At 71.7% G+C, this 24,872-nt stretch carries 20 protein-coding genes and 1 pseudogene; 9 read left to right on the forward strand and 12 right to left on the reverse strand.

The features are described from left to right. A complete protein-coding gene (locus ACFHWT_RS09625; protein ID WP_416594252.1) occupies positions 1-1,416 on the reverse strand; it encodes a cytochrome ubiquinol oxidase subunit I in 1,416 nt (471 codons plus the stop codon). A gap of 169 nt (positions 1,417-1,585) precedes the next feature. Here ACFHWT_RS09625 and ACFHWT_RS09630 point away from each other — a divergent pair. Next, positions 1,586-2,359 (forward strand): annotated as a pseudogene (locus tag ACFHWT_RS09630) (lysophospholipid acyltransferase family protein); the annotation flags it as partial. Positions 2,360-2,486: 127 nt separating this feature from the next. Here ACFHWT_RS09630 and ACFHWT_RS09635 read toward each other — a convergent pair. Both ACFHWT_RS09635 and ACFHWT_RS09640 read right to left on the reverse strand, forming a co-directional pair. Beyond that, positions 2,487-3,017, reverse strand: coding sequence for a LuxR family transcriptional regulator (locus ACFHWT_RS09635; RefSeq protein WP_416594253.1), 531 nt, complete (start codon positions 3,015-3,017; stop codon positions 2,487-2,489). Further along, on the reverse strand, positions 3,014-5,635 hold the full coding sequence (locus tag ACFHWT_RS09640) for a LuxR C-terminal-related transcriptional regulator (protein WP_416594254.1): 2,622 nt from the start codon (positions 5,633-5,635) through the stop codon (positions 3,014-3,016). Before ACFHWT_RS09640 ends, ACFHWT_RS09635 begins: the two co-directional genes overlap by 4 nt. 210 nt (positions 5,636-5,845) lie before the next feature. Between ACFHWT_RS09640 and ACFHWT_RS09645 the strand changes: the two genes are divergently transcribed. Genes ACFHWT_RS09645 through ACFHWT_RS09655 form a run of 3 tightly spaced genes read left to right on the forward strand, consistent with a single transcriptional unit; the run spans position 5,846 to position 9,866 of the window. Then, complete coding sequence (locus tag ACFHWT_RS09645; RefSeq protein WP_416594255.1) at positions 5,846-7,399, forward strand: dynamin family protein; 1,554 nt, start codon at positions 5,846-5,848, stop codon at positions 7,397-7,399. Beyond that, positions 7,396-9,249: a dynamin family protein gene (locus ACFHWT_RS09650; protein WP_416594256.1), complete on the forward strand. Its 1,854-nt coding sequence runs from the start codon at positions 7,396-7,398 to the stop codon at positions 9,247-9,249. Before ACFHWT_RS09645 ends, ACFHWT_RS09650 begins: the two co-directional genes overlap by 4 nt. Then, entirely contained in the window at positions 9,246-9,866 is a 621-nt protein-coding gene (locus ACFHWT_RS09655) for a hypothetical protein (RefSeq protein WP_416594257.1), read from the forward strand. Before ACFHWT_RS09650 ends, ACFHWT_RS09655 begins: the two co-directional genes overlap by 4 nt. A 55-nt stretch (positions 9,867-9,921) precedes the next feature. Here ACFHWT_RS09655 and ACFHWT_RS09660 read toward each other — a convergent pair whose 3' ends face one another. Next, positions 9,922-10,320: a thiol-disulfide oxidoreductase DCC family protein gene (locus ACFHWT_RS09660; RefSeq protein ID WP_416594258.1), complete on the reverse strand. Its 399-nt coding sequence runs from the start codon at positions 10,318-10,320 to the stop codon at positions 9,922-9,924. 1,015 nt (positions 10,321-11,335) lie between these two features. On the opposite strand from ACFHWT_RS09660, the gene ACFHWT_RS09665 reads away from it, so the two are divergent. Together ACFHWT_RS09665 and ACFHWT_RS09670 are read left to right on the forward strand one after the other, a co-directional pair. After that, positions 11,336-11,941 (forward strand): hypothetical protein, encoded by a 606-nt coding sequence (locus tag ACFHWT_RS09665; protein WP_416594259.1) that lies wholly within the window; start codon positions 11,336-11,338, stop codon positions 11,939-11,941. A gap of 598 nt (positions 11,942-12,539) precedes the next feature. Beyond that, positions 12,540-13,763 (forward strand): glycosyltransferase 87 family protein, encoded by a 1,224-nt coding sequence (locus ACFHWT_RS09670; protein ID WP_416594260.1) that lies wholly within the window; start codon positions 12,540-12,542, stop codon positions 13,761-13,763. A 28-nt stretch (positions 13,764-13,791) separates the two neighbouring features. On the opposite strand, the gene ACFHWT_RS09675 is transcribed toward ACFHWT_RS09670, so the two are convergent. After that, complete coding sequence (locus ACFHWT_RS09675) at positions 13,792-15,069, reverse strand: Hsp70 family protein (RefSeq protein WP_416594261.1); 1,278 nt, start codon at positions 15,067-15,069, stop codon at positions 13,792-13,794. A 107-nt stretch (positions 15,070-15,176) separates the two neighbouring features. On the opposite strand from ACFHWT_RS09675, the gene ACFHWT_RS09680 reads away from it, so the two are divergent. Both ACFHWT_RS09680 and ACFHWT_RS09685 read left to right on the forward strand, forming a co-directional pair. Then, entirely contained in the window at positions 15,177-15,977 is an 801-nt protein-coding gene (locus ACFHWT_RS09680; protein WP_416594262.1) for a glycerophosphodiester phosphodiesterase family protein, read from the forward strand. 18 nt (positions 15,978-15,995) lie between these two features. Further along, positions 15,996-17,426 carry an MFS transporter gene (locus ACFHWT_RS09685; protein ID WP_416594263.1) on the forward strand — a complete coding sequence of 477 codons (1,431 nt, stop codon included), beginning with the start codon at positions 15,996-15,998 and terminating at the stop codon, positions 17,424-17,426. Between the two features lie 31 nt (positions 17,427-17,457). Here the strand turns inward: ACFHWT_RS09685 and ACFHWT_RS09690 are convergent, their stop codons facing one another. Together ACFHWT_RS09690 and ACFHWT_RS09695 are read right to left on the reverse strand one after the other, a co-directional pair. Continuing rightward, the gene (locus tag ACFHWT_RS09690) at positions 17,458-18,282 is read right to left on the reverse strand and encodes a poly-gamma-glutamate hydrolase family protein (protein WP_416594264.1); all 825 of its coding nucleotides are present in this window, start codon (positions 18,280-18,282) and stop codon (positions 17,458-17,460) included. A gap of 278 nt (positions 18,283-18,560) precedes the next feature. Then, positions 18,561-18,950 (reverse strand): DUF1304 domain-containing protein, encoded by a 390-nt coding sequence (locus tag ACFHWT_RS09695; RefSeq protein ID WP_416594265.1) that lies wholly within the window; start codon positions 18,948-18,950, stop codon positions 18,561-18,563. Between the two features lie 75 nt (positions 18,951-19,025). Here ACFHWT_RS09695 and ACFHWT_RS09700 point away from each other — a divergent pair, with 75 nt between their 5' ends. Further along, the gene (locus ACFHWT_RS09700; RefSeq protein ID WP_416594266.1) at positions 19,026-20,240 is read left to right on the forward strand and encodes a PP2C family protein-serine/threonine phosphatase; all 1,215 of its coding nucleotides are present in this window, start codon (positions 19,026-19,028) and stop codon (positions 20,238-20,240) included. 12 nt (positions 20,241-20,252) lie between these two features. On the opposite strand, the gene ACFHWT_RS09705 is transcribed toward ACFHWT_RS09700, so the two are convergent. The 5 genes from ACFHWT_RS09705 to ACFHWT_RS09725 form a co-directional block, all read right to left on the reverse strand. Beyond that, entirely contained in the window at positions 20,253-21,128 is an 876-nt protein-coding gene (locus tag ACFHWT_RS09705; protein ID WP_416594267.1) for a JmjC domain-containing protein, read from the reverse strand. Next, entirely contained in the window at positions 21,118-21,555 is a 438-nt protein-coding gene (locus tag ACFHWT_RS09710) for a DUF6187 family protein (RefSeq protein WP_416594268.1), read from the reverse strand. Before ACFHWT_RS09710 ends, ACFHWT_RS09705 begins: the two co-directional genes overlap by 11 nt. After that, positions 21,548-22,888, reverse strand: a complete 1,341-nt coding sequence (locus ACFHWT_RS09715) for an FAD/NAD(P)-binding protein (protein WP_416594269.1) — start codon at positions 22,886-22,888, stop codon at positions 21,548-21,550. The genes ACFHWT_RS09710 and ACFHWT_RS09715 overlap by 8 nt, the downstream gene beginning before the upstream one ends. Further along, a complete protein-coding gene (locus tag ACFHWT_RS09720) occupies positions 22,885-24,135 on the reverse strand; it encodes an MFS transporter (RefSeq protein ID WP_416594270.1) in 1,251 nt (416 codons plus the stop codon). The genes ACFHWT_RS09715 and ACFHWT_RS09720 overlap by 4 nt, the downstream gene beginning before the upstream one ends. Before the next feature lie 69 nt (positions 24,136-24,204). Beyond that, a complete protein-coding gene (locus ACFHWT_RS09725) occupies positions 24,205-24,750 on the reverse strand; it encodes a DUF6423 family protein (protein ID WP_416594271.1) in 546 nt (181 codons plus the stop codon). Positions 24,751-24,872 lie beyond the last annotated feature (122 nt).

The following is a 24,872-nucleotide window of genomic DNA, read 5'->3' on the forward strand; positions in this document are numbered from 1 at the left end:
TCAGTGGGTGGCGGCGAGGGGCCGGTCGGTGGTGGTGTCGTCGGTGTCGTCCGGTGGTGGGTCGGTGAGGTCGGGTAGGCCGTTGCGGGCGTAGCGGATGAGGAGTTTGACTTCGATGACGGCCAGGGCGGCGTAGATGAGGGTGAAGGCGGTGAAGGAGGTGACGACTTCGGTGAGGGAGACGCTGCGGCTGACGCCGTCGCGGGTGAGCATTTCGCCGAAGACGATCCAGGGCTGGCGGCCCGTTTCGGTGAAGATCCAGCCGAAGGTGTTGGCCAGTAGGGGTAGGACGGGCAGGGTGAGGCTGGCGCGCAGCAGCCAGCGGCCGGTGGGGGTGCGGCCGCGGCGGGTGGCCCAGAGGGCCCAGAGGGCGATGGCGGCGGTGGCGAGGCCGAAGCCGATCATGAAGCGGAAGCTCCAGTAGGTGACGGGGATGATCGGGGTGTAGCTGCCGGGGCCGTACTGGGCGGCGTACTGGGCCTGCAGGTCGTTGATGCCGTGGACTTCGCCGGTGGGGTCGCCGGTGGACAGCCAGGACAGCAGGTACGGGATCTTGAGAGTCCAGATTTCGCGGCTGCCGTCGAGGGTGCCGACGGTGACGACGGAGAAGGCCGCGGGGCTTTCGGTGGTGTAGAGGGCTTCGGCGGCGGCCATCTTCATGGGCTGGACCTGGGTCATGATCTTGCCTTGGATGTCGCCGGTGCCGATGACGGCGGCGGTGGCGAGCAGGGTGGTCCAGGCGCCGAGTTTGCTGGCGGTGCGGAAGGCGGGGGTGTCGGGGCCGTCGGGGTGGCGGACGAGGTGCCAGATGGCGACGGCGAGGACGAGGGCGCCGGCGACCATGAAGCAGCCGGCGAGGGTGTGCGGGAAGGTGATGAGGGTGACCTTGTTGGTGAGTACGGCGATGAAGTCGGTGAGTTCGGCGCGGCCGGTGTCAGGGTTGATGCGGTAGCCGACGGGGTTCTGCATCCAGGAGTTGGCGGCGAGGATGAACCAGGCGCTGATGATGCTGCCGAACGAGGCGAGCCAGATGGTGGCGAGGTGCAGTGCCTTGGGGAGTCTCCCCCAGCCGAATATCCAGAGTCCGAGGAAGGTGGATTCGAGGAAGAAGGCGAGGAGGGCTTCGATGGCGAGTGGTACGCCGAAGATGTCGCCGACGAAGCGGGAGTAGTCGCTCCAGTTCATGCCGAATTGAAATTCCTGCACGATGCCGGTGACGATGCCCATGGCGAAGTTGATGAGGAAGAGTTTTCCGTAGAACTTGGTGAGTTTGAGGTAGCGGTCGTCGCCGGTGCGGTGCCAGGCGGTCTGCAGGATGGCGACGAGGAGGCTGAGGCCGATGGTGAGTGGGACGAACAGGAAGTGGTAGACGGTGGTGACACCGAACTGCCAGCGGGCTATGTCGAGCGCGTCCACGGCTCCCCCATCTAGCTACTACGAAGCGTAGTACATACTACAACCTGTCGTTTTGGCGGCCAGGGTCGGAGGTCCCCTCTCCCCCGGGACGTCCGTCCCCCCGCCCGCGCCGGTGTCCCCGAACAGCGGGACCCACCGGCGCGCCCCGCTGTGCGACGATCGACGGTCGATGGACGACACCGCTGCCTCACCGCCCCGCTGGCGGGCCCCGCTGCTGTGGCGGGTGCTGCAGGTCACCGCCCGGCTGGTCGTCGCGCTGGTCGCCCGGCTACGGGTCAGCGGCGACGTTCCCGACGAGGTACGCGACGGCCCGCTGATCCTGGCCGCGAACCACATCAGCCCGTTCGATCCGGTCGTGCTGGCCGCCGCCTGCCAGGCGCGGCGGGTCGCGCCCCGGGTGCTGGCCACCGGCGGGTTGTTCCGGGCGCCACTGGTCGGCGCGGTGATGCGCCGGGCCGGGCACATCCGGGTGGACCGGCGGACCAGCACGGTCGCCGAGGCGTTGGGGTCGGCCGCGCGTGCGGTGGCCGACGGTTCGGTGGTCCTGGTGTACCCGGAGGGGCGGATCGGGCTGGACCCGCAGATGTGGCCGGAGCGCGGCAAGACCGGCACCGCCCGGCTCGCGTTGGCCAGCGGCGCGGTGGTGGTGCCGGTGGCGCAGTGGGGGGCGCACGCGGTGCTGCCGTGGGCGGCACCCCGTGGCCTGGGCCGGGCGGTGCTGCGGTCGATGCTGCGCCGTCCGGTGGTCACGGTCCGGTTCGGACCGCCGGTGGACCTGTCCGGGATCGACCCGGCCCGCCCGGGTGCCGCGCAGCGGGCGACGGTGCGGATCGTGGACGCGATCACCGACACCCTGGCCGGGTTGCGGCCCGACGAGCCGGCGATGCCCCGGCATGTCGACCCCACCCGGCCGGTGGACCTGAGCCGGCGGCACCGGCGCGGCCGGGGCGCCGTGGTACCGGACGCGGCGACCGCCGACGTGCTGGCCGACGACGATGCCGACCAGGCCGACCCGGCTCCGGACGCGACCTGACCGCGGATGTGACCGGGCGTGAACGCCCCGCGCCGGCTCAGGGTGCCGGTCGTTGCCGCAGGTAGGCGAGGACGGCCTCGCGGGTGGTGCGGACCCCGAGGGCGGCGCGGGCCTGGGCGATGCGCCGGTTCGCGGTACGCAGCGACAGGAACTCGGCCGCTGCGGCGGCGGCGATGGTCTCGCCGTTGGCGAGCCGTTCCAGCAGGGCCCGCTGCTCGGGTACGAGGGTGACGGTGTCGGTGGCTGCCGCATCCGGCGGGTCGGCCTCGGCGTGGCGCAGCACCGGGCCGAGGCGGGACAGGTCGTCGACCAGGGCGCGGCCGAGGTCACCGGCCGGGTCGCAAATGGCGACGACGGCGGCGCCCCGGGCGGCGGCGAGGACCACCAGGGCGACGGTGTCGGTGTCCGGGACCCGCCCGTACAGGGCGAGCCGGGCGGTGGTGAGGTCCCAGGTCGGGTCGGTGACGGCGAACCCTTCCCGGGTGGTCCAGCCGTCGCGGGTCAGTCGGCGCAGCACCGTGGTGGCGTCGGCGGCGCTGTCGAGGACGTAGCGCGGCGGGTCGCTCATCGGTCGGGCTCCATGGCCAGGGCCGCGGCCTCGGTGCGGGTGCGGGCACCGAGTTTACGCATTCCGGCGCGGACGTGGGTTTCCACGGTTTCGGTGGAGATGCCGAGTTGGTTGGCGATCCGGCGGGTGGGTTCGCCTTGGGCGACCAGCCGCAGCACGTCGCGTTCCCGCACGGTGAGCAGGTCGCCGCTGCGGGGGCCGCGTTCGTCGCGGCGGACCGCGTGCCGGCGCAGGGCGCGACGGACCCGGCCGAGCAGGACGACCAGTCCGGCGTGGTCGGCGAGGGACTCGGCGGCCAGCAGGGCGGGCACCGCCTGAGCGGGGTCGGGTTCGTGCAGGCCATGGGCGAGCAGGCAGCGGACCTGCTCGCGGACGGCGACGTCGCGCCAGGTGTCGGCGGCGTGGGCGAACTGCCGTGGGTCGCCGGCGGTCCACGCGGTGACGGTGGCCGCGGCCGGCGGCGGCAACGCCGCCGCCGGAGTGCCGTCCGGCAGGGTGGCGGGTCCGGCGCCGTCGTGCGCGGCCCAGTGGGCGGTGATCCGCCGCAGCCCGTCGACCAGCGGCGGTACGGGGGCGTGGGGTGCCCCGGTGGTGGCCTGGTCCGGTTGGCCGTCGAGCCAGGCGGCTTCCCGGGCCACCCAGTCCAGCACGGCGGTGGTGGTGCTGGGGATGCCGGGGGCACCGGTGAGCCGGGCGCGGGCCGGGGCGAGCAGGCCGCCGTCGGCTTCGAGCAGGCCGGCGGCGGCGACGGCGTAGTCGCGGGCGGCGGCCGGCAGGGTGCGGTCGGTCAGGTCGACGGCGGCGCGCAGCAGGTCGTCGCCGACCGCCGGTGGCAGCCCGGCATCGTCTCCGGGCTGCGGGGCGACGGCTGGACCGGTGCCGTCGGCGGTCGGGCTCGGGGGCGGTCCGGTCGGGTCGCCGCGCAGGGCGAGGCACCACAGCCGGGCGGCGGTGAACCGGACCTGCCAGCTGTAGGCGAGGTCGGCGGCGCAGGCGGCAGCCGCCGCCTGCGCCGTCTGCGCGGCCTCGGTGAGTCGCCCGTCACCGGCGAGGGTCTGCACCAGATGCCAGGCGGTCCACCGGGCGGTGAGCAGGTCACCGGCGGCGCCGGCGGCCGCTGCGGTGCCGGCGAGGGCGTACTCCCAGCCGGGTCGGCGTCCGGCGGCGGCGGTGGCGGCGAGTGCGGCACGTAGCCCCAGGTGGGCCGGTTCGGGTCCGTGCCGGCGGGTGATCGTGGTGGCGCGGGCGGCGGCGGAGGTGGGGTCGGTGGCCAGGTCGGCGAGCAGCAGGACCCGGTCGCGGGCGGCGACCACCGGTGGTGGGGCGTCGTCGGGCACCGGCGCGGCGGGGGCGCGGGCGGCGGTCGGGTCGCCGGCCTGCAGTAGTGCCTCGGCGCGCAGCACGGCGGTGTCGGGGGTGGGCAGGGCGCCACCGGTGAGCAGGTCGGCGGCGCGGCGGGGCCGCCCGGCGGGCAGCGCGGCCGAAGCGGCGGCGCGGCGGACCGGTTCGGTGGCGTCGGGTTGCGCGCTGGCGAACAGCAGCAGCTCGGCGCGGGCGCCGCCGGTAGCGGCGGTGTCGGCGGCGGTGACCGCCCGCCGGTAGGCGGTGGTGGTGTCACCGGCGGCGGCGAGGTGCCGGGCGGCGGCCAGCGGGTCGGTGACGAGGTCGGCGAGGCGGCGGTGCAGGGCGCGGCGGGCCGGGTCGTCGAGCAGACCGGCGGCGACAGCGGCCTGGTACGGCGAGGTCGGGGTGACCAGTCCGTCGTCGGCGGTGTGGACCAGGGCGGCGGCGGCGAGTTCGGTGACGCCGTCGCCGAGCAGGGCCGCCGGGGCGCCGTGGCCGAGCAGGCCGAGGGCGGCCAGTGCGGTGCGGGCGGGGCGGGTGAGGGCGGCCAGTGCGGCGGCGACGGCGTAGCCGACCTGGTCGAGGTCGCCGCCGCCGGGGACGCCGGCGGTGGGTGGGGTGCCGGTACGGGCGGCGTGGCGGGCCAGGGCGGTGGCGGCGAGCGGGTTGCCGCCGGCGTGGCGGGCCACTGCGGCGACGGTGGTCGGGTCGAGTGCGGGTGCGGTGCGGCGGATCAGGTCGGCGAGGGTGTCCGGGTCGGGTGCCGGCACGGTCAGCCACAGGCCGGTGTCGCCGCGCAGCGGGTCGAGCGCGGCGTCGGGCAGCTGGTGCGGGGTGCGCAGGGCGGCGACGACCCGGCAGTGCCGGGCGACGCCGGGCAGGGCGGCGACGGTCGCCGGGTCGGCCCACTGCAGGTCGTCGAGGACGAGCAGGCCGTGGCGGACCCGGGAACGGACGGCTTCGGCGAGCAGCGCGGTGTCGTGGCCGGGCAGCCGTACCCGCAGGGCGTGGCTGAGGGGGAACGCCGGGACGTGGCCGAGGGCGGCGAGGCCGCCGCCGGTGTGGACGGGCCCGGTGGCTGCGGCGGCGACCCGGCGCAGCAGGGTGCTGCGTCCGCTGCCGGGTGGCCCGGTCAGGATGACGATCCCGGGGCGGGTCAGCCGTTGCGTGGCGGCTGCCACGGCGTCGGCGACGGTCCCGGTGGGGACGCTGCCGCCGGCGGTGGTGCCGTCGGGTCGGGTGCGGGCGGGGTGTCCGCCGGCTGGGTGCCGCACTTGTCCTCCTCCCCCGCTACGGCTCGTGGCCCCGCCGGGCGAGGTTGGCACGAACATGGGATCCTGCGCCGGTGAGGATATTCGTACGGTGGATGCCGGTGGTGGGCGCACCACCGGGTGCCGTGCTGTCGGGAGGACGACCAGCGAGATGAGTGTGTGCCGCCGTCGGATGCCCGTCGTCGCCGTTGACCGGGCGGCGGGGGGTCGGCCGTGAACGCCGGTCCGTTGAGTGGCCGGGTCGCCGCGTTGTGTGACGAAGTGGGTCCCCGGGTGAGCGCGGCCGCCGGCGGTGAGGTGCTGCGGGTGCGGCGGCGGCTGGACGAGCCGCTGCGGGTGGCGATCGCCGGCCGGTTGAAGGCCGGCAAGTCGACGCTGGTCAACGCGTTGATCGGGCGGCGGGTGGCGCCGACGGAGGTGGGTGAGTGCACCCGGGTGGTGACCCAGTTCCGGTACGGCACGGCCGACCGGGTCGACGTGGTACGCCGGGACGGCGCCCGGGTGAGTCTGCCGCTGGACGCGACTGGGGTGATTCCGCAGCGGCTGGGGGTGCCGCGGGCGCAGGTCGCGTTCGTCGACGTCACGTTGACCAGTGACCGGCTGCGGGAAATGACGGTGATCGACACGCCGGGGTTGTCGTCGACCAGCGCCGGGGTGAGCGAGTCGGCGCGGCGGTTCCTGTTCGCCGGGCAGGCCGGCGCGCCGGGCGGTGACGGCGGCCCGGTGGTGGACGACACGGCGCCGTTCGACGCCGGCATCGACGGTGACTCGGTCGGGGCGGTGTCCGGGGCCGAGGCGATCGTGTACGTGTTCACCCAGGCGGTCCGCGACGACGACGTGCGGGCGTTGGAGGCGTTCCGGTCGGTGTCGGCGCGGCTGTCGAGCAGTCCGATCAACTCGGTGGGCCTGTTCAACAAGGTCGACAAGTTGGTGGCCGGTGGGGCGGATCCGTGGCCGGTAGCGGCGCCGTTGTCGGCCGACCAGACCCGGGTGCTGCGGCGGGTGGTGTCCGATGTGGTGCCGACGGTGGGGCTGTTGGCGGAGACGACCGAGGCGGGCCGGTTGACGGCGGCCGACTGTGAGGCGCTGCGGACGTTGGCCGGGTTGCCGGCGGCGCAGCGGGCGGTTCTGCTGGCGTCGGTGGACCTGTTCGTGTCGCGGGAGGCTCCGGTGCCGCGTCAGCAGCGTGAGCGGCTGCTGGCGTTGCTGGACCTGTACGGGGTGGGGTTCGCGGTGGCGCAGCTGCAGGCGTCGCCGCAGTTGGCGTCGGGGGATCTGGTGCGGGCGTTGTACGCGGCGTCGGGGTTCGCGCGGCTGCGGCACACGTTGGACGAGGCGTTCCGGTGGCGTACCGATGCGATCAAGGCCGGGTGGGCGTTGTCGTGCCTGGAGAAGGTGGCCAGCCACACGGCGCATCCGGGTGACCGGGAGTTGCTGCGGGACGCGGTGGAGCGGCTGCTGCACCAGCCGGAGTACCACCGGCTGCGGCTGTTGGAGGTGGCGCAGCAGGTGACGACGGGCGCGGTGGAGTTGCCGGAGCCGATGGAGCGGGAGTTGACCCGGTTGGCGTTGTCGGCGGATCCGCGTTGGGTGCTGGAGCTGCCGGGCTCGGCGGCGCAGGAGTTGTCGGCGGCGGCGGTGGAGGCGGCGACCCGGTGGCGGGTGTTCGCGGTCGCCGGGGCGTCGCCGGCGCAGTCGCGGGTGGCGTTGGTCGCCCACCGTGGGTTTCATCTGCTGTCGCAGCAGGTGCGGGCGGTGTCGCGGTGAGCGGCGGCCCGGCGGCGTTGGGTGCGCTGCTGTCCGGGGCGGTCGACACGTGTCTCGGGTTCGTCCGCACCCTGGACTCGGAGGCGGCGGCGGAGATCGACGCGCAGCGGCGTCGGGAGGTGACCCGGCCGTCGGTGGTGGTCGTCGGTGAGACGAAGCGGGGCAAGAGTTCGCTGGTGAACGCGTTGATCGGGGTGACGGGTCTGTCGCCGGTGGACGCGGCGGTGGCGACGTCGGCGTACCTGGAGTTCGGTCACGGGGCGGCGACGTCGGCGCAGGCGTTCGTGCCGGGCCACGACGAGCCGGTGCCGGTGCCGGTGGACCGGCTGGCGGACTGGGCGACGGTGGCGGCGGCGCTGCCGGACGGGATGCGCCCGCCCCGGCGGATCGCGGTGACCTGCCCGGCGCCGCTGCTGCAGTATCTGACGTTGGTGGACACCCCGGGTGCCGGCGGGCTGGATCCGGCGCACACCGAGATCGCGTTGGACGCGGTGTCACGGGCGGCAGCCCTGCTGTTCGTGGTCGACGCGTCGACGCCGTTGACCCGGCCGGAGCTGGACTTCCTCATCGAGGCGAGCAAACGGGTCGACGTGGTGGTGTTCGCGTTGACGAAGGTCGACGCCTATCCGGGGTGGCGGACGATCCTGGCCGACAACCGGGCGCAGTTGCAGGCGCACGCGCCGAGGTTCGCGTCCGCCGCCTGGTTCCCGGTGTCGGCGCGGCTGGCCGAGTTGGCGTTGACGCTGCCGGCGGAGGCCGCCGGTGAGCTGGTCGACGAGTCGCGGGTGGCGCCGCTGCAGCACGCGTTGGTGGGGTTGGCCGGCAACGGGCATCTGCTGGCCCAGGCGAACGTGCTGCGGACGGTGCGCAGCGAACTGGTCCGGCTGGATCTGGCCGCCGGGGAGCGGGTCGCCGCCTGTGACCCGGATCCGGCGGAGGTGGAGCGGGCGAAGCGGGACCGGGCCGGGTTGGCGGCGCGGAAACGGACCGAGGCGCGGCAGTGGTCGCTGGCGTTGAACACGGAGACGCAGCGGGCCCGGGTGGAGGCGACGGGCCGGCTGCGGACTGCGGTCGGCGGGTTGCAGGAGCAGTTCCTGACCCGGATCGACGCGGCCCGCGGGGAGGCGTTGAAGGCTCTGCCGGCCGAGGTGGACCGGGCGTTGCACGCGTTGTCGCTGCAGTTGTCCTACGATCTGCGGTTCCGGTTCCACAAGGTCGCCGAGCGGACGTTGGCGCAGGTGTTCGCGCCGGCTGAGCTGCAGTTCGTCCTGCAGCGGATCAACGGCACGTTGCGGCACGCGTTGGCGACCCGGCCGCGCCGTGACGGCGGCGGCGGCGACAACGTGATGGTGGCGTTGTCGGCCGGTGGGATGGCGTTCATGGCCGGCCGGGGGGTCGCGGCGGGCGCGTCGGCGTTGGGCGCCGGGGCGTTGGTCGGCGGTGGGCTGCTGATCCCGGTCGCCGGTCTCGGTCTGGGGTTGGCCGCCGGCGCGTTCATCCTGTTCCGGCGGCGGGTCGCCAGCGACCGGCAGCAGGCCCGGGTGTGGCTGCGGGAGGTGCTCGGGGAGGCGCGGGCGGCGTTGACCGACGAGCTGGCGCAGCGGTTCACCGACCTGCAGTACGCGTTGACGGTGGCGTTGGACGACGCCGTGGAGCGGCGGTTGGCTCAGTTGGACGCGCACATCGCCGACATCGACGCGGCGTTGGCGCGGGACAAGGCGGACCGGGCGCGGCGACGGTCGGCCGCGCAGGCCCGCCGCGACGCCGTCCGGGCGCGGGTGAAGCAGGTCGACGAGGTGCTGGCCCGGGCCCGGGTGTTGACCCCGACAGCGGAGGCGGTGCCGCGATGACCAGCGAGTTCGGTGACTGGACCGGGGACGACCCGACCGGTGACGACGCCGACACCGCCGACCTGGGTGGTCCGGCCGACGACGGGTCGGGCGGCCCGGCCGTGGAAGGGTTCGGCGCCGCCGACCCGGTGGAAGGGTTTGGGGCGGCCGATCCGCCGGACGGCGACGACCTGACCGGAGACGGCGGGTACGGCGGGGGTGACGCGGTGCCGGCGTTGGGCTACGGCGACGACCTGTCCGGTGTGGAGCCGGTGGACGCCGGGTTCGGTGCGGCGCCGACGGAGGATCAGGGTTTCGGGGTAGCGGACCCGCTGCCCGGGGTCGACCCGGACGTGCCGGCGGGGGCCGACGGGTGGCCGGAGGCGCAGTTCCCGCCGCAACTGGACCCGGCGGGGGTGCCGACACCGGTCGACGGCTGGCCGTGGGCGGACCCACAGCTGCTCGGTGGCGGCGGCCCGGTGGGCGGGCCGGTGCCGCACGTCGACCCGGTCGACCCGGTCGACCTGGCCGGCTACGCGGGGGTGGACGCCGCCGGCGGCGGTGACCTGTGGGCGGCGTTGCTGGCCAGCGACGACCCGGCGACCGGCGCGCTGGCCCGGTTCTGGTCCGGAACCTGACCGGGCGGGATCAGGACACGGCCCGGTCCCGGAGCCGACCGACCGGGCGGCAGAGTCAGCGTGCCGCGGCCGGCGGTACGGCGCAGGCGGCGGTGCCACCGGGCAGCCGGTGCCGGTTGTCGGCGACCCACCGGTACACCGGCCAGGCCAGGGCGGTAACCGGCCGCAGCCCGAGGACGGCGCCGGCGGCCCGCCACAGCGGGTTGCTGGTACGCAGCAGCGCGGCGATCGCCGCCGGCCCGGCGGCCGAGCCGGCCGCGCCGGCCGGCACCCACTGCACGGCGGTCATCGCCTGGTCGCGGGTCAGCCCCAGCGCGGCCAGGTCGGTCCACTGCCACGGCACGACGGTGGCGTCGGTGGGCACCCGGCGTTCGATGAACCGGACGCACATGGTGCAGAACGCGCAGTCGCCGTCGTAGACGAAGGTGCCCGAGGGTGCGCTGGCGTCACTCATACGGTCATTGTCCCGCGTCGGCGCCAGCCGGTGCCACCGGATGTGTCCGATCCGGCGCCACTGGCGGCGGCCACGTCGACGCCAGCGCGGTGGGGCATCTGTCCTATGTGGGGTCGGTGGCCAGCTCGGCGAGCAGGTGGTTACGGGATCACCGGCGGTCCTAACGAGTCGTTGACCGACAAGATGAGCTTGCGGACCGGATGAGCAGGTGCCTGTCCGACGCAGCCTCGACCACCACAGCCACCGATCATCGGGTACGACGGCCCACTACCACCTACGTCGGGTCCGATCGCAGGTCGACGTCTGCGGCGAACGCCCCAACCGGCGGGGTAGCGCGAGATCAATTTATCGGCCCTGTCGATCAAAATTCAAAATCTCAGTTTAATGGTTTTTACGCTGCCATGAAATTGCCTGGAAAATTTTGACGCAGCGGCTCATCGACTCAGCTCAAGAGGCACCACTCGCAGGAAATCCCCACCTTGAGGTCAATGATCATAATGCGAAGCAGGTCATCTCAATGACATTGACTTTCCTTGTTCAGATCAATTTCATCGCCCACCGGTTGGCTGTGTGCGAGAACGGCTGTTACGGTTCAACTAGCTGCAGCTATCCCAAGTAGTAAGTGCCCGTGGTTCGGGTGCCGCAAGAAATGATCTCGAGGAACGAAAGGATGAGCCCGTGGGGAAGTCAATGGGACGCTCCATGTCGTTGGCGGCGATAGCTGCCGCCGTCGCAGTCGTCGGTGCCATGCTGCCGGCGGCCCCCGCTCAAGCGATTGGGAACAACAGAGAAGTAAGTCGTAGCTGCGGAACGAACTGGGTGGCGAGCGGGCGCTACAGCAGCACCTTCGCCTGGGCGGAAACGTCAAAGGTGAGTGGGAGTTGCTCGGGGCGCCTCAGCGCTGGGTTGCGCGCATCGGACGGCTACACTTGGCCGCGCGTGTACGGTACGTCATCATATGCCTACACCTCGCGCACGGACTCCGCAGGCTTCGGCAGTGGCATGCACTGGGGTTGTGACAACTGCAACGTTACCTACAGCTGACAGTGCCATGTTTCATAAGCGCACACTGACAATCGTACTGGGTGTCGCGCTTGTGGCCGGTTGCGCTCGAGGGGCTGAGGAAAGCCCCTCGAGCGAGCCGGTCTCAGGTGAGAACTATCCCGAAAGTCAAGATTGGGCACTGGCCGACGGCGTTGTCTCAGCTGACGAATACGTTCAGGCAATTGACAAATACGTCTCCTGTGTTCGAAATTCCGGCTACCGCGTTACCGATCCGGTCCAGAGTCCAATCGACGGCCTGACGTTGCTATTCGACATCACACCTGAAGGGGATCCCGGTTTATGGAGCGCGACGGTTGAGGACTGCAATGTTGACCATCTATCGCACATTGAGCCGGCATATGTGGAGGCGCATGACCAAAGTATGACGATTGAGCTTCGCGACGTGACTGCGGAATGTCTGGAGTCGAACGGGGTAGCTGTTTCCAAGTTGGAGCAAAACGTCGTCGATTTCGTGAGTTCAGCAAAAGGGAACACGAAGCTTGTGATGAGTTGCATTTCAACGTCAATGAAGACGCTCTATCCTGATATGCCCGGTTTTCTAAAGGTGCGTTTCTGACTCTTGCAGGGTGTCATCATCCAAGATCTTGACGGAGGTGACCTCGGCGGCTCCGGTGAATTGGACAGTAGGCGCGTCGCAGGCTGGGCGCACAAGGTGGGCGAACGGGTTGGCGGCGCAGTTTGGTAGCGATCATGACAGCGATGGCCACCGGGTTCCAGCCGCAGCCGCCCGCCCCCACCAGCACCCTCGGCCTGGCGGCGGTGTGATCATGCCGCACCGGCAGCCCACGCGCACTGGTCGTACTGGGCGACCTGCACCGCGACGGGGCCTTTCGTGCTGCCGGCAACGGTCGACCACTCCCATCCCAAGATCCCGGGCTGCGGCCAGGGTCCTCCGCGAATCAGCCCAGACGGTCGACACAAACACTCGAGCGGGCCTCGCGTTCCAGCCTCGGCGCGCGACCCCTGACTGATCCTTTACGTTCGCTTGGAGGGACCACCTCAAAGTGGCCCCGATGGATCGCGCACAACATGACCAGGCTATTCGCAATCCTCGGGTTCACCCATGCAGCAAGGGTGGCGCCGCGCGGCGATATCACATCGCAGGTAGTCTAGTATCGACTCGAAGGTCGAGGTCGCTACGTTCGGGGGTCACAGTGCGGATCCAGCTGGCGCGTCAGGGCACCACCAAGCGACGCAACGTCGCGGTGATCGCGGCTTGGACGTTCGTGATTGCCGCCGCCGCCGGCCAGGTGGCGGGCGCGTTTCTCCGACCACCAGGCGAGCGTCTTACTGACCTCAATGTCTACTGGGGCGCCGTTCGTCTCATGTTGCACGGCGGAGATCTGTACGGGTTCTCCGGCCATGACGGGGCTCCGTTCACATATCCGCCGTTTGCGGGACTGCTGTTCGTCACAATTGCCATCTTCCCGGAAGCCGTCATCCAGGTCCTGTGGACGGCCGCCACGCTGACCGCTGTCGTCTTCGCGGGGTGTCTGCTTCGTAATGCAATTGCCGGCCGCCTCGCCGTGCTGCCAGCCTTGCCGATCGTCTGTCTCCTGCTATTTCTGTCCGCACCGGTGTCCAGCAATATCCGTTTCGGTCAGATCAGCTTCTTCCTGGGCGTTCTGGTTCTGATTGACTGCCTGGACATCGTCCCGGTAAGATACCGAGGAGTCGCGACCGGTGTCGCCTCGGCCATCAAGCTCACACCCGCGATTTTCATCGCCTACTGGTGCGTTTCTGGCCAATGGCGGAAGGCGGTCACCGCATGTGCCGCCTTTCTGACGTCGACCGCCTTGGCCTGGTTGATCCTGCCCGCCGAGTCGATTCGTTTCTGGTTCACCGAGATCTGGAGTGTCGACCGGATTGGGAACATCGTTTCCATCGGAAATCAGTCGCTCAACGCGGTGTTGTTGAGATTCGACGTAGCTGACGATGCTCGTACCCTGGTGGTTGGCGGACTCGGCCTCCTGGTAGTCGGAATAGCCTTCTACCGTGCGGTACGCGCATCCCGACGGGGATGGAACCTGACGGCTGCGGTGATTGTCGGCGCGGCGGGTCTCGTTGTTTCCCCGGTGTCGTGGACGCATCATCAGATCTGGTTGGTGTTTGCGGCGCTGTGCGCGGTGTCGGTCAATCGGAAATACAACGCCGCATGGTCGATGTCTGTAGCCTTCATGATGATTGCCCCGGTCACCTCGGTCGGCGGTGATCTGTTCGGCGACGCCGTTGTCGGCAACCTTCGTTTCGGGTTGGCTGTCGCTGTCGCCTGTTTCGTTCCGCTGCAGGATGCGCGACGCACCACAGGCACCGGGGAGCGGACCGCACCGCGGCAGCCGGGCGCGGTCACCGCCGTGCTGGACCGGACCACACCGTGACCTCATGTGGTCCCGGGCCCTGCCCTGGTCAGCTGAGCAGCAGCACCACGACGACCACGACGGCGATGCCGACCATGGTGGCCAGCGCGGCCACCAGGACCGGGCCGTGTTCGTCGTACCAGGGGCGGTCCGGCGCGGACGGTGCCGACACCGGGTGCGGCGACATCGGCATCAGGTGCGGCGAAACCGGCGTCGGCGCCGGTGACATCGGGGCCGGTGGACGCGGGCCGGGCAGGCCGGTGCAGGCGGTGGCGCCGAGGCGCAGCGCGCCGTCGGCGACGACGGTCTCCGGCTGCTCCAGGGTGGTCGGTGTCACCCCCAGTTCGGTGTGGATCAGCTGCGCGGCGAGCGGGATCCGGCTGGAACCGCCGACCAGGAACACGCCGACCAGGTCGGCCGGGGCCAGCCCGGCGGCGGCGACCGTCTGCGCCAGACACGTCACGGTGCGGGCCAGGTGGTCGCGGATCAGCGACTCCAGTTCGTCGCGGGTGACGTGGGCGGCGATGTCCAGCGCCGGCAGGTGCACGTCGGCGCTGACCGTGCGGGACAGCGTCTCCTTCGCGCCGCGGACGTCGTCGTAGAGCAGGGCGCGGGCCCGCCGCGACCCGGTGTCGGCCGGGGCGACCAGACCGTTCCACACGGTCGTGCGGCTGGGTGAGTAGACGCCGCCGAGATGTTCGACCAGCGCCTGGTCGAAGTCGAGGCCGCCGAGTTCGGCCAGGCCCTGTTCGGCGAGCACGTCGAACCCGGTGGCGGTACGCCGGACCACGGCGGCGTCGAAGGTGCCGCCGCCCAGGTCGTAGACGGCCAACGCCCGTCCGGGCGGTAGCGCCGCGCCCAGCGCCGACGTGTAGTAGGAGGCGGCGGCGACCGGTTCGGCGATCAGCGTCGGGCGGGGCAGCCCGGCGGCGTGCGCGGCCTGGACGAGGACCATCCGGCGCCGCTCCCCCCACCGCACCGGATGGGTCAGCCGGACCTCGTCGACGCCGCCGAGCTGGCGGCGGGCCTCGGCGGCGACGTGCCGCAGCAGGGCGGCGACCAGCTGCGGCACCGGAACATCGGCGTCGCCGAGCAGCACCGTGCCGTCGTCGACGCGGCGTTTCGGGTTGGGTTCGAACCCGGACGGGTCGATGCGGGCGCGGCGGTGCGCGTCCGCGCCGACGAGCAGCCGCCCGTCGGCGTCGCGGTACACCGCCGACGGCAGCAGCGGGGTGCCGTCGAACAGCAGCGGCCGCACCCGGCCGTCGCCGCCGCGTACCACCGCCACCGTGTTCGAGGTGCCGAAGTCGATGCCGAGAGCCCGCATGGGGGCACCCTACTGCCGGCGCCGCGGCGGCCCGCACCGGTCACCGGTCGGCGTCGCGCAACCTGCCGTACGCCCGCAGGTTGCCGGCGGCGGGCATACTGCGCTGCGTGTCGCACCGGTTCGCGTACCTGGACTCGCCGGCTCCGATCGCGTTCGCGCACCGGGGCGGCGCGGCCCGCGGTGACGAGAACACCGCCGAGGCGTTCGGCCGTGCCGTCGGGCTCGGCTACCGGTACGTGGAGACCGACGTGCACGGCACCGCCGACGGGGTGGCGGTGGTGTTCCACGATCCGACGCTGGACCGGGTGACCGGCGAGCGGGGCAGCATCGCGCGGCTGCGCTGGGCGGACCTGGCCACGGTGCGGGTCGGCGGCGCGTCGGTGGTGCCGAGGCTCGACGACGTGCTCGACAGCTGGCCGCGGGTGCGGTTCAACATCGACGTGAAGGCCGACGGCGGGGTGGCGCCGACGCTGGCGGCGGTCGACCGGTGCGCCGCCGCCGACCGGGTGCTGCTGGCGTCGTTCTCCGACCGGCGGCTGCACCGGCTGCGGACATCGACCGGTGGTCGGGTGGCGACGTCGCTGGGCATGCAGGCGGTGACCCGGCTGCGGGTCGGGTCGCTGACCGGCCGGCGGCTGCGGCTGCCGTCGTCGGTGGTGGCCGCGCAGGTGCCGGTGCGGTTCAACCGGGTACGGGTGGTCGACGCCCGGTTCGTGGCGTACTGCCACCGGCTGGGGTTGCAGGTGCATGTCTGGACGATCGACGAACCCGCCCAGATGCACGAGTTACTGGACCTCGGGGTGGATGGCATCATGACCGATCACGTCGAGGTGTTGCGTGACGTGTACCTCGCCCGTGGCCACTGGCCGCCCGACCGGCGGGTCGACGCGGACCGTACCGCCCGCTGACCGACTGTGAAGGATCCGATGGCCGACCCCACCGAGCCACCCAGCGGCCCACCCACCGGGCCCGCGCCCGTGCCGCCCGGTGCGGCGCCGCCCGGTGCGGCGCCCTCGAGCACCCGGCGGGAACGCACCGGCTGGTACTTCTACGACTGGGCGATGTCGGCGTTCTCCACCACCGTCATCACCGTGTTCCTGGGGCCGTTCCTGACCACGGTCACCAAACAGGCGGCCGGCTGCGCGGCCGACGCCGACGAGTGCACCGGGTCGGTGTACCCGCTGGGTATCGAGGTGGCGCCGGGGGCGTACTTCCCGTACCTGGTGTCGCTGTCGGTGGCGTTGACGGTGCTGGTGCTGCCGGTGATGGGCGCGCTGGCCGACCGGTCGATGCACAAGAAGCGGCTGCTGGCGGTGTCGGCGTTCGTCGGTGCCGGGGCGACCGTAGCGATGGTGTTCGTCACCGGGGACCGCTACCTGCTCGGCGGCGGGCTGTTCGTCCTGGCCAACATCGCGTTCGGCGCCAGCGTGGTGGTGTACAACTCGTTCCTGCCGCAGCTGGGCGGCCCCGACGACCGGGACCGGATCTCCAGCCGGGGCTGGGCGCTCGGCTACCTCGGTGGTGGGCTGCTGCTGGCCGTCAACCTGGTGGTGGTGCAGTCGTTCAGCGTCGACGGCGACACGCAGCGCACCCTGGACCTGGCCCGCTGGTCGATCGTGTCGGCCGGCGTGTGGTGGGCGGTGTTCACCCTGGTGCCCCTCGCGTGGCTGCGGGAGCATCCGGCGGTCGACGCCCGGCCCGGCGGCAACGTACTCACCGACGGGTTCAAACAGTTGGGCCGTACGGTGCGCGGGCTGAAGGCGTACCCGTTGACGTTGTTCTTCCTGCTGGCGTTCCTTGTCTACAACGACGGCATCCAGACGGTGATCGCGTTGGCCAGCCAGTACGGCACCGAGGAGCTGCGGCTGGGCCAGTCGACGCTGATCGTGACGATCCTGCTGGTGCAGTTCCTGGCGTTCGGTGGGGCGCTGCTGCTCGGGGCGGTCGCGCAGCGCATCGGCGCGTGGAAGACGGTGCTCGGCAGCCTGGTGCTGTGGACCGGGGTGATCGTGGCGGCGTTCCGGCTGCCGGCTGAGGCGCCGGCGCAGTTCATGGCGCTCGGCGCGGCGATCGGGCTGGTGCTCGGCGGCTCCCAGGCGTTGAGCCGGTCACTGTTCAGCCAGCTGATCCCGGCCGGTAAGGAAGGCGAGTACTACGGCTTCTACGAGATCAGCGACAAGGGCACCAGCTGGCTGGGGCCGTTGGCGTTCGGGCTGGTGTTCCAGCTGACGAACTCGTACCGGGTCGGTCTGGTCTCGTTGTTGATCTTCTTTGTGGTCGGGTTCGTGCTGCTGCTGGCGGTGCCGATGCGCCGGGCGATCGTCGCCGCCGGCAACACCCCGCCCCGGGTGCTGTGACCCGGGAGCGGGGCGGGGTGTCGCGGTGGCGTCACAGGATCGGCTGCGTCGCTTCGATCTGCGCGATGGCGGTGCGGGTGGCCGCCACGAAGTCCCAGAACAGCGTGTTGGTGGTGTGCTTGCGCTGGGAGCGGGTGTTGGTGCCGAACATCGCCGCCCGCAGCGGCGTGGTCAGCTCCAGCTGGGCGCCCATGCCGAGCAGCGTCCGGTTGACGATGTTGTCGGTCGACGTGCCGGCGATCGCCGGGATGCCGGTGGCGTCGAACGCGCTGATCCCGGCCGCGGTGTAGGCGGTGATCAGCGCGGCCCGCAACGCCGCGTTGCGTCCGCCGACGGCGACGGCCTGCGCGCCCGACGGCAGCCCGGCGGTGCCCGGGGTGCAGCCGTGCAGGGTGACGACGTTCAGCGCGCCGGCCGCCACCGACAACGCCGGGACGTCGTCGCAGTGGCTGGCGGTGACGTGCAGTTCGGCGTTGCCGGACGAGCGGATGCCTTCGAACATCCAGTAGTCGTACGTCGGGCCGGCCGGTGGGGTCGCCGCCAGGTTCGCCGGGTGGTAGCCGGCGATCGCCAGGCACAGCTCCGAGGTGCCGCCTTCGATGCCGCCGCCGTGCGGGGCGATGATCGCGGTACGCGGAAACGGCGTCGCGGTGGCGTCGGAGTTGTCGAGCAGCGGATGCCGGCGGTAGCGGCGGGCGTAGTCGACCCCTTCGGCCAGGTTCGGATCCGAGTACAGGTCGGTGTTCGAGGTGTAGATGTCGGCGGCGGCCGCCGGGGTGGCCGGCAGCGTCGCCAGGGGTCCGGCGACCGCCGCGGTGGCGAGCAGGCCGAGGACCGTCCGTCTGCTGGTGTTCACGAGGTGTCTCCTCAGGTGTGGTTGCGGTTCGCCCCTCCGGTGTCGGGCGAGGCACACCGTGTCACGGCCGCCGGCAGCGCCGCGAACCATTTGCCGACCAGGTTTCCGTCCGCGCAGGCCCTGTCTGGCTGAAAAATGTAGCGGTACGGTGCTATTTGCGCCGAAGAATCGTCGGATCAGTGACACTTCTGGTGTTCGTGACCCGACATCGGTTCGCAGACCACCGGTCAGCGACTGGCCTGCCGTACGGAGTGGGTCAGACGGTGAGCCGGGTCCGGTCAGCCGGTGAGCCCGACCGCCAGGGCGACCACGCCCAGCAGCGGCGGCAGCCCCTGGATGAGCGCGGCGCGCAGCATCGCCGGCCGGGAGACCACCAGGACCAGGCTGGCGGCGAGCATCGTGCCGGCGCCGGTGAACACCAGGGTCGCGCCGATGGCGGTGGCCCCGGTCGCGACCGCGACGATGCCGGCGACGACCGCGACCGCCAGGAACAGGTTGTAGAAACCCTGGTTGAACGCAAGGGCCTGGGTGGTGAGCGCGTCCTGCTCGCTGCGAACTCCGAACACCGCGCGGGTACGCGGCGCGGTCCACACCACCGATTCGAGGTAGAAGATGTAGCCGTGGATCAGCGCCGCCGCACCGGCGAGGACCAGACCTGCGACAACCACGGTGTCCCCGCTCCCACGAGACGTGTACCGACCGGACGCAATCTATCGGACATGCCACGTCGTAGGGTGGCGGCCGTGGAACGCACGCCGGAACGACAGTGGCTCGACGCGCTCAGCGACGTGCTGCTGCGCTCCCACCTGTTCCAGCCCGACGAGCTGGGCGGCGCGTTCGCCGACGTGATGGCCACTCTCGGCGTGCACGCCACCATCTACCTGGCCGACGAGGAGCAGCACACGCTGCGGCCCGTACCGGTGCCGGGCCGGGCCGACCCGCAGCCGCAACCGGTCGAAGGGTCCGTCGCCGGACGGGCCTTCACCCTTGTCGAGTCGATCCCCGCGCTGAACGCCCCGGCGTGGTGGATTCCGATGGTCGACGGCACCGACCGGCTCGGCGTCATCGAGTACGTCTTCGACGACCCGGCCGACGCCGCCGGCCGGCACACCCGCCGCCGCTGCGAAACCGTCGCCGGGCTGATCGGGCACTTGATCACCGCTACCCGGCCGAAAGGCGACCATCTGCGGCTGGTCGGCCGGTCCCGGTCGGCGACCGTCGCCGGGGAACTGCTGTCGCAGGTGCTGCCGCCGCTGACCGCCGCCACGGGACGGATCACCGTCAGCGCCGTCCTCGAACCCTGCTACGACGTCGGCGGCGACGGCTTCGACTACGCCATCGACGGCGACCACGCCTTCCTGGCGATCTTCGACGCGGTCGGGCACAGCCTGAAAGCCGGCCTGGCCTGCACGACGGTGATCGCCGCCGTCCGGTCGGCCCGCCGCTGCGGCCACGATCTGGTCACCCAGGGCCGCACCGCCGACGCGTCGCTGACCGACCAGTTCACCGACGCCCGGTTCGTCACCGCGTTCCTCGCCGACCTGGACCTGGAGACCGGTCTGCTGCGGTATGTCAACGCCGGGCACCCGAGGCCGCTGCTGCTGCGCGGCGGGAAAATGGTCCGGGAGCTGCGCGCCGGCCGGCGACTGCCGCTGGGCATCCCCGACACCGCCGCCCGCGTCGGCGAGGAGATCCTCGAACCCGGCGACCAGCTGCTGCTGTTCACCGACGGGGTGCCGGAGGCCGGGGTGCGCACCGGTGAGCCGTTCGGTCTGCCCCGCCTGGTCGACTTCGCCGAACGGCAGGCCGCCACCGGGCTGCCGGCACCCGAGGCGGTACGCCGACTCGCGCGCGCCGTCGCCGAGCACCGGGGCGGCGCACCCGACGACGACGCCACCCTGCTGCTGGCCGAATGGTCCCGCACCGCCGCCGTCCGCGTCCTGCCCACCCCGCTGTGACACCGTCGGACGTCAGCGATACGGCCCGTCCGGGCGGCTGTCATGGTCCGCACCGGCCTGGCCGCGCAAGCCCGCCGAGATGGCATCCACCAGGCCGGCCACCACCCCGTCGGGCAGCGGCGAGCCGCCCGGGGCAGGCAGCAGAGCGTCCGCCAACACCGGTTCGAGTGCCGCTGCGAGTTGGTCGAGCACCGCGTCCAGCACCGGCACCGGCACCACCTGGTAGGTGATGTGGGTGGAGCCACCATCGGTGGCGACCGCAGCGTGGGCCCAACCGACCGGAATGTAGAGGGTGTCTCCGGCCGTCAACGTGACGGTCACCGTCGGTGGACCGAGCGTGTCCGGGTTCAGGTGGACCGGCTGCTGGCTGTCGGTGCGCCACAGCGACCAGGCCTTGGCTCCGTCTATCTGCAGCAGGAAGTTGTCCTCACCGTCGATGTGCGGCGTGAGACCGGCGTGCCCGGCGGCGGTTCGGAACACGTGCGCCTGCACCTCGCAGCCGAAATCGGCCGCCAGCGTCGCGGCCAGCTCCGTCACCTGGGGCATCCAGTGCTCCAGGTTGGCCAGCACGGTCGTGGCGCCAGCGTCGACCAGCGCCGTGAGCCGCGCCGGGTCAACGACGCCGCTGACCGTCCGACCGGCCAGTACCAGCTCGTGCGTGTACTCCGACGGGTGATGCAGCCGGCCACCGGTGGAGACGGCGACCCGGTCCGCCGACAGCGCCTGCCCGGACAGCGCCTGGATGTCGGCTGCCGTCGGTCGGCCGGGCACCACCTGCGCGGCGCGTCCCGCGACCGGCGCACGACGCCAGTACCGTTCGGTGAAGTCCTCGGGCATCCCCCAGGCCCGCAGGACGGCGACGGTCGACGCGCTCAACTCACCGGTCATCGCAAAACCCGTCGATCTCTTCCCTGCGGAACCAGCACACGGCCAAGGCGGCGCTGGTCGTGTCGGCGGTGGCGGTGCCCAGCGCGTCGAGCGCGGTCGCGTGCGTCCGCGCCCAGGCCTCGCGGGGAGCGCCCGACCGGGGCACGCCGTCGTCGGCCGCTGCCAGCGCCCGCCGGTACCGCCGCCACTGGGCGACGCCGGCGGCCACCACAGTGGGGAATGGCAACCGGACGTCGCCCTGGTGCCAGGCCGTGTCCACGGCCAGCAGGCTCGCGCCCGGATGGGCGGTGATCGCCGCCGTGCCGAGCACGGCCAGCAGCCGCTGAGCGTCGAGACCCATCAACACCAGACCGGCTTCGGCCACCAGGTCGGCGTCGGTGTCCGGCAGGTCGAAGGTGTTCGGATCGGCGTACGTGGGTTCAGGCATGGGCGTGCTCCACGGCGTCGAACGACGAACCGGCGGCAGCCGGGGCGGCGAGGTGGGCGAGGATGCTGGTGACCACTCGGGAAGCACCGACCCGGTGGCCGTCGATGTTGCGCGCGGCCGGGCCGAGCACCATGCAGGCGGCGGCGCCGAGCGCGTGCACCCGCGGCGCGGCCGAGTAGGCCAGGGTCGTCTCGTCCAGGTCCGGCCAACCGTCCCGAACGGCGACGACCTCGGCCGGCAGCAATCCTTCACCGGTCATCGCGCGGGTACCCAGTGCCAGGACCGCCCGGTCGCCGGTGACGGTGGTGCCGTCGGCGAGTTCGACCGCCGTGTCACCAGCGGGCAGGGCGCGGACCCTGACGACGTCCACTCCTCGGTGCACTGTCAGCCGGCCCTGCGCCTCGGCAGTGGTGAACCCTGGCCGGAACTCGAACATGACCGAGGCCCGGCGCTGCTGGCGCATCAGGTCGAGGCGGTCCTGCCAGGATGTGCCGTGGAAGCGGGCTCGTCCTTCGGCCCGGAAGAACGACGCGTTGACGTCCGCGCACTGGTAGTGCTCGGCGGCGGCCCGCAGGATCCAGCGCACCCGCCCACCGCCGGCGAGCGCGTTGGCGACCAGGTGGGCCGCGCTCAGACCGGCGCCGACGACGATCGTGGTGCCGGCCGTGTCGGTCACCGGCTCGTACCAGTAGTGCACACCCGAGGGTCGGTCCTGCTCCGGCCACCAGGTCGGCGGGGCCTCGACCGGTTCCTCACCCGTGCAGAGCACCGCCGTGTCGGCGATGATGTCACCCAGCGAGGTCTCGACCAGCACCTCGTCCGGGCCGGGCGACACGTGCCGCACCTCGGCACGCCAGGTCCGCCGGGCAAGACCGTGTGCCGTCACCACGTGGTCGCAGTACGCCTCGAAGACGTCCAGTGGCACCACCGACCGGTGCCCCGCCTGGGCCATGCGTACCTGGCGACGCTCGACATCGGTCAGGGCGTCCCAGTGCAGTCGGGCGAAGTCCAGTAGCTCGCAGTCGCGGTAGCCCTCCACACCCGGATGGTGGTCGTACGGTGAACGCAGAACCCGCTGACCGAGCAGGTCGGCACGGGCGAGGAACCGGCCGCCCAGCCGCCCCTGCCGGTCGACGATGACCACATCGGTTACCCCTGCGTGCCACAGGGTGCCGGCCAGGGCGATGGCGGCGAGCCCGCCACCGACCACGGCGACGGACGCCCGATCCGGCAGGGTGTCGGTGCGTCCGGGAGCCCGGGACCGGGCGGGCCGGAGCAGGTCGCGCCCGCGAGGAGAGTCCAGGAAGTCGGGCGGTGGCAGAAACACGGTCACGACGACTCCAATCGGCCGGACGGGTCGGTGTCGGCGGGCGCTGCCGGTGGGCGCCGCACCGAGGCTGGATCGACGTCGGCGGGACCGGCCGACAGCAGCACGGCGAGGAAGGGAATCCCGATGCCGGCGAGCCCCAGCAGTACGGGGTCGGGGCCGAACAGATCGGTCAACGCGCCGATACCGGCGATGGCGAGCATCCGTACCGTGGCGGTGACCGCCGTGGCGGCGGTGATCACCCGGCCGCGCAGACCGTCCGGTGTGATCTGCTGACGGACGGTGGCCACCATGATGAAGGCCAACGCGGAGGCCGCGTCCAGCGCCAGCACGGCCACGGCCAGCCAGACCGGTCCGGCCAGCAGCGCCAACACCCCCACTGCCGCGCCGTTGACCGCGAGGATGGCGGCGAGCGTCACCGGCCACCGTCCGGTGGGGGTCCACCGGGCCAGCAGCAGGCTGCTGAGTAGCCCGCCGACACCGGCGGCGGAGATCACCAGACCCACGGTCGCCGGGCTGAGGTGCAGGGTCTCGCGCATCCGGACGAGCAGCGGCAGAAACGCCGCGGCGGCCAGCAGGTGCATGTAGCAGGCACCGATGAGCAGGACGCGTTGCCGCCGGTCGCGGAGCACCAACCGCACCCCGGCGGTCACCGAGCGCTCGTCGTCGGCCTTGTCGCTCTGGACAGGGCGACCGGCCGGCAGCCGCCACAGCAGCACCGCCGAGATCAGGAAGGTGGCGGCGTTGATGAGGAAGGCGACCAGCGGACCGAACCGCTGCATCAGCCAGCCACCGATCGCCGGACCGGTCAGGGTGGCCGCCGCGTCGGAACCCTCTATGAGCCCGTTGGCCCGCATCAGGTCTCGGTCGTCCACGATGCTGGGTAGATAGCTCCCGGCGGCGGCGTTGAACATCGCGTCACCGACCCCGCCGACCAACGCCAACAGCAGCAGCGGCAGCAGGCGTGAGCCACCGACGGCGATCTCCAGCCCGATCGCCACATAGACGGCGGCGCGGAGCACGTCCGCAGTGATCATTACCGAGCGTCGGTCGCGTCGGTCGACCAGCACGCCGACATGCAGCGCCGCGAGCACTTGGGGAAACTGCGCGGCGGCTCCCATCAGCCCGGCCGTCGCGGCCGAGCCGGTCACCGCCAGCACCGCCAGCGGCAGCACCACGTCGGCCACCCGATCACCGACGATGCTGATCGCCCGCGCGGCGGCGAACCGTCCAAAGGTTTTGTTTGTGCTCATTGTCGCAAGCCGAGCGCCGGGTCGGGCAATGCATGCCCGACCCGGCGAATCAGCAGGTCAGCGGACCGGTCAGCCGATCAGCGTCACCGGAATGACGACCTCGATCACCGGCTTCGGTGGCATTCCGTTGGCGACGTACTCCTCGATCAGGTTCTTGACCTTTTTCGGGCTTTCCGTGGGTGCCGGCGAGAATCGCGAGTGGGAAACGCTTCCTCGCCGCTTCGCGCATTCGATGGTGAACATCTTCAGCACTGCCTCGCCCGGACGGACCTCGCCGTCGTAGAACATGATCCGCCGCTGGTCCGGCGTCATGAACGTCTTGGCGAACTGCCGGGAGACCACCATCGCGTCGGCGTCGTCGACGAAACGGGTGCCTTCGCCAGCGGTCATCTGCCAGGTGAGCCAGGGCGCGTCGGTGAGGTTGCTCTCCGACTTGATCACCTGCCAGCGACCCGGCTCGGGCAACTCGAAGGAGACCGCGATGTCGTGGTCCTTGGTGTCGATGGCCCCGGAGATCATCACCACTCGACGCTGCAGGTCGGCACTGGCGGCCATCTGGATGTCACGGGCACGCACCCGCGTCTGCACGTCGAATCCAGGTACGGACAGAGTCACCGGACTTCCCCCATTCAGTCTCAACGATGGAGACGTACGTGGTCGAGACTAGACGCTGCCGCCAGCACCGGCAACCTCCTAAGATCGACACACGTGATCTGTGGCATCAGCTGGAATTGATC

The organism is Micromonospora sp. LOL_021 (genome assembly GCF_048060215.1).
In the GTDB taxonomy this organism is placed as follows: domain Bacteria; phylum Actinomycetota; class Actinomycetes; order Mycobacteriales; family Micromonosporaceae; genus Micromonospora_E.

Bases quoted from the DNA above. Each gene is read 5' to 3' on its own strand.
- ACFHWT_RS09705 (WP_416594267.1), bottom strand. From the start codon at position 21,128: ATGACCGGTGAGTTGAGCGCGTCGACCGTCGCCGTCCTGCGGGCCTGG.
- ACFHWT_RS09675 (WP_416594261.1), bottom strand. From the start codon at position 15,069: ATGCGGGCTCTCGGCATCGACTTCGGCACCTCGAACACGGTGGCGGTG.
- ACFHWT_RS09685 (WP_416594263.1), top strand. From the start codon at position 15,996: ATGGCCGACCCCACCGAGCCACCCAGCGGCCCACCCACCGGGCCCGCG.
- ACFHWT_RS09655 (WP_416594257.1), top strand. From the start codon at position 9,246: ATGACCAGCGAGTTCGGTGACTGGACCGGGGACGACCCGACCGGTGAC.
- ACFHWT_RS09720 (WP_416594270.1), bottom strand. From the start codon at position 24,135: ATGAGCACAAACAAAACCTTTGGACGGTTCGCCGCCGCGCGGGCGATC.
- ACFHWT_RS09635 (WP_416594253.1), bottom strand. From the start codon at position 3,017: ATGAGCGACCCGCCGCGCTACGTCCTCGACAGCGCCGCCGACGCCACC.
- ACFHWT_RS09660 (WP_416594258.1), bottom strand. From the start codon at position 10,320: ATGAGTGACGCCAGCGCACCCTCGGGCACCTTCGTCTACGACGGCGAC.
- ACFHWT_RS09710 (WP_416594268.1), bottom strand. From the start codon at position 21,555: ATGCCTGAACCCACGTACGCCGATCCGAACACCTTCGACCTGCCGGAC.